This window comes from Microbacterium sp. (assembly GCF_041909575.1).
Classification (GTDB): Bacteria; Actinomycetota; Actinomycetes; order Actinomycetales; family Microbacteriaceae; genus Microbacterium.
Window position 1 is genome coordinate 1 of sequence record NZ_JAYRDE010000184.1, and the last position, 2749, is coordinate 2749.

Annotated in this window: 4 protein-coding genes; 3 read left to right on the forward strand and 1 reads right to left on the reverse strand. The window is 69.6% G+C overall.

Translation table 11 applies throughout. The annotated features are described in order from the left end of the window. Positions 1-160: 160 nt before the first annotated feature. On the reverse strand, positions 161-994 hold the full coding sequence (locus ACE3O1_RS15340) for a DUF1206 domain-containing protein (protein ID WP_374316525.1): 834 nt from the start codon (positions 992-994) through the stop codon (positions 161-163). A gap of 173 nt (positions 995-1167) precedes the next feature. On the opposite strand from ACE3O1_RS15340, the gene nusA reads away from it, so the two are divergent. The 3 genes from nusA to ACE3O1_RS15355 form a co-directional block, all read left to right on the forward strand. Continuing rightward, positions 1168-2157, forward strand: coding sequence for a transcription termination factor NusA (gene nusA / locus ACE3O1_RS15345; RefSeq protein WP_374316527.1), 990 nt, complete (start codon positions 1168-1170; stop codon positions 2155-2157). 54 nt (positions 2158-2211) lie between these two features. Beyond that, positions 2212-2484 carry a YlxR family protein gene (locus ACE3O1_RS15350; protein WP_374316529.1) on the forward strand — a complete coding sequence of 91 codons (273 nt, stop codon included), beginning with the start codon at positions 2212-2214 and terminating at the stop codon, positions 2482-2484. Between the two features lie 77 nt (positions 2485-2561). Continuing rightward, positions 2562-2749 (forward strand): translation initiation factor IF-2 N-terminal domain-containing protein (locus ACE3O1_RS15355; RefSeq protein ID WP_374316531.1); only part of this gene is annotated, 188 nt, incomplete at its 3' end.

A 2749-nucleotide genomic window follows, 5' to 3' on the forward strand; every position in this document is an offset into this window, starting at 1 on the left:
GAGCATCGTGAAGTCGATGTCCTCGACGAGCTCCTTGACCCGCGCGATCGCCTCGGGCCCGGTGACTTCCTGCGGTGTCGTCTCTGCCATGGCACGACGCTCCTCCGCCGGGGGCCGCGCCGACAGGGCATTGACAGGACGGATGCCTCGTCCTAGCCGGTCACATCTTCGCGAGGCTCGCCCGGACGACGGTGAAGAACCCGTACGCGAGGAACCCGGCGCCCACGACTCCGGCGAGCAGGGGTCCCAGTGCGAGGTCGAGCAGAGCGTCCACCGCGCCGTCGAGGCCACCCGCGGTCTCGGCATCCGTCCGCACCGCGGCGATCAGGAGCAGCACGCCCACGATGACCAGTGCGATGCCCTTCGCGACGAACCCGATCACCCCCGCGATTTCGACGGTGCGTCCCCGCTTCCCGTCGGGGATGTCGAGGCGCTTGCGGAAGCTGCGCAGCACGCCCATCACCACGAACGACACTCCGCCGGCGAGGATGCCCAGCCCGACGAGTGCGAGCACGATCGGCCCTCCCGGGATGTCGAGCAGTCCGCGGCTGGCCGATTCGGCTGCCTTCTCGGCGTCCGGTCGTGCCCCCAGCGCGATCGCCGCCGCGACCACGCCCAGCGCGAGGAACACGAGGGCCTGCCCCCATTCGGCGGCCCGGCGTCCCCACTTCCTGGCGGCGCCCTTGACGTCGTCGGAGCGGTCGCGGGCGAGGACTCCCTCGGCCAGATGCCAGAGCCCCAGCGCCCACAGCGTGATGGCGATCAGCCACAGCAGCACCAATCCGAGGGGAGCCGCCGCAAGCGCCTTCATCGCCCCGGCCTGGTCGCCCTCCGCGTCACCGCCGAAGGCGACGACGAGCACGATGACGCCGATGAGGACGTGCACGATGCCGTTCGCGACATACCCCGCGCGCGCGAGGACCTCGAAGACCGCGCTCGACTCGGCTTCCCTGGCCGCGGTCTTCGCGGCGACCTTGGTCGAGGATGCCGTCATGCGGTCAGCCTACGGTGGGCCCGCACCGGCCCGGGGCGGCTTGCGCCGGTCGCAGCAGGTGTGATCAGCGCCGTCCGCCAGGGCCTTCCCAGCGTCGTGGGTGGCGGCATCCGGTAACGTGGGAGGGTTCCGGCGGCTGGATGCGCCGGTGAGAGCTGAATACGGAGGCCAGAGTGGACATCGATCTCGGATTGCTGCGGACCGTCGAGCGTGAGAAGGAGATCCCCTTCGACGAACTCGTGCGGATCATCGAGCAGGCCATTCTGACGGCGTACGCCAAGCACACGTCGCCCACCGGCGAGCTTCCCGAGGGCGCGCGCGCCGAACTGGACCGCAAGACCGGGCACGTCGCCGTCTTCATCCCGCTCCTCGACGACGAGGGCGCTGTCATCGGCGAGGAGGAGTCCACGCCGGAGGACTTCGGCCGCATCGCCGCCTTCGCCGCCAAGCAGGTCATCAGCCAGCGGCTCCGCGACATCGCCGACGACGCGGTGCTCGGGGAGTTCCGCGGCAAGGAGGGCGACATCGTCGCCGGCGTCGTGCAGCAGGGCCCCAACCCGCGCATGGTGCACGTCGACCTCGGCACCGTCGAGGCCATCCTCCCGCCCGAGGAGCAAGTCGCCGGCGAGGAGTACACCCACGGCTCGCGACTGCGCGTCTACGTGACCTCGGTGTCCAAGGGCACGAAGGGCCCGCAGATCACCGTGTCGCGCACGCACCCCGGGCTGGTTCGCAAGCTGTTCGCCCTCGAGGTCCCCGAGATCGCCGCCGGGCTGGTCGAGATCGTGTCGCTCGCCCGCGAGGCAGGTCACCGCAGCAAGATCGCGGTCAAGGCGAACGATCCGACGATCAACGCCAAGGGCGCGTGCATCGGCGAGCTCGGCCGCCGCGTCCGCGCGGTGACCGAGGAGCTCGGCGGCGAGAAGATCGACATCGTCGACTACGACCCGGAGCTGGCGAAGTTCGTCGCGAACGCACTGTCTCCGGCGAAGGTGACGTCGAGCTTCATCCTGGATGCCTCCAGCAAGGCCGTGCGCGCGCTCGTTCCCGACTACCAGCTCTCGCTCGCGATCGGCAAAGAGGGGCAGAACGCCCGCCTCGCGGCGAAGCTCACCGGCGCCAAGATCGACATCCAGCCCGACTCGATCCTCGAGGACGCCTGAGCGCACGCGCGCGGTTGTAGAAGGGGGGTCTGGGGGATCTCTCTCCCGGGTATAATGGATCCTGTACGAACGTGCGTCGGATGCCGCACGCGTGCCTCCCGCTCCGCCCTGCTCAGGGTGGTCGCCATCGATTCCGTCCTCGTCCCCGACGAGAACGCGGTCATGCCGGGGAGGGGTGCGTGGGTGCACGAGACGAGCGAATGCGTGGATGCCGCACTGCGGCGCCGGGCGTTCGTGCGGGCATTGCGTGTGTCGGGCCCGCTTGACACGCAGACCATCGAGAAACGGCTGAACGGCTATGGAAAAAAAGTGAACGGCTCGAAATGAGACCCGTCCGCGACTAACGGTCTGCCCTGCCTGGGTGGACCCCAGACAGGAGAATTGTGGCAAACGCCAAACCACGCGTGCACGAGATCGCTTCCGAACTCGGCGTCGACAGCAAGGTCGCCCTCGCCAAGCTCAAGGAGCTCGGCGAGTTCGTGAAGAGCCCGTCGTCGACCATCGAGCCGCCGGTCGCGCGCAAGCTGCGCGCCGCGCTCGAGGCTGACGGCGTCGCCGCGCCCGCGGCCGGTGCGAAGCCGGCCGCTCCGGC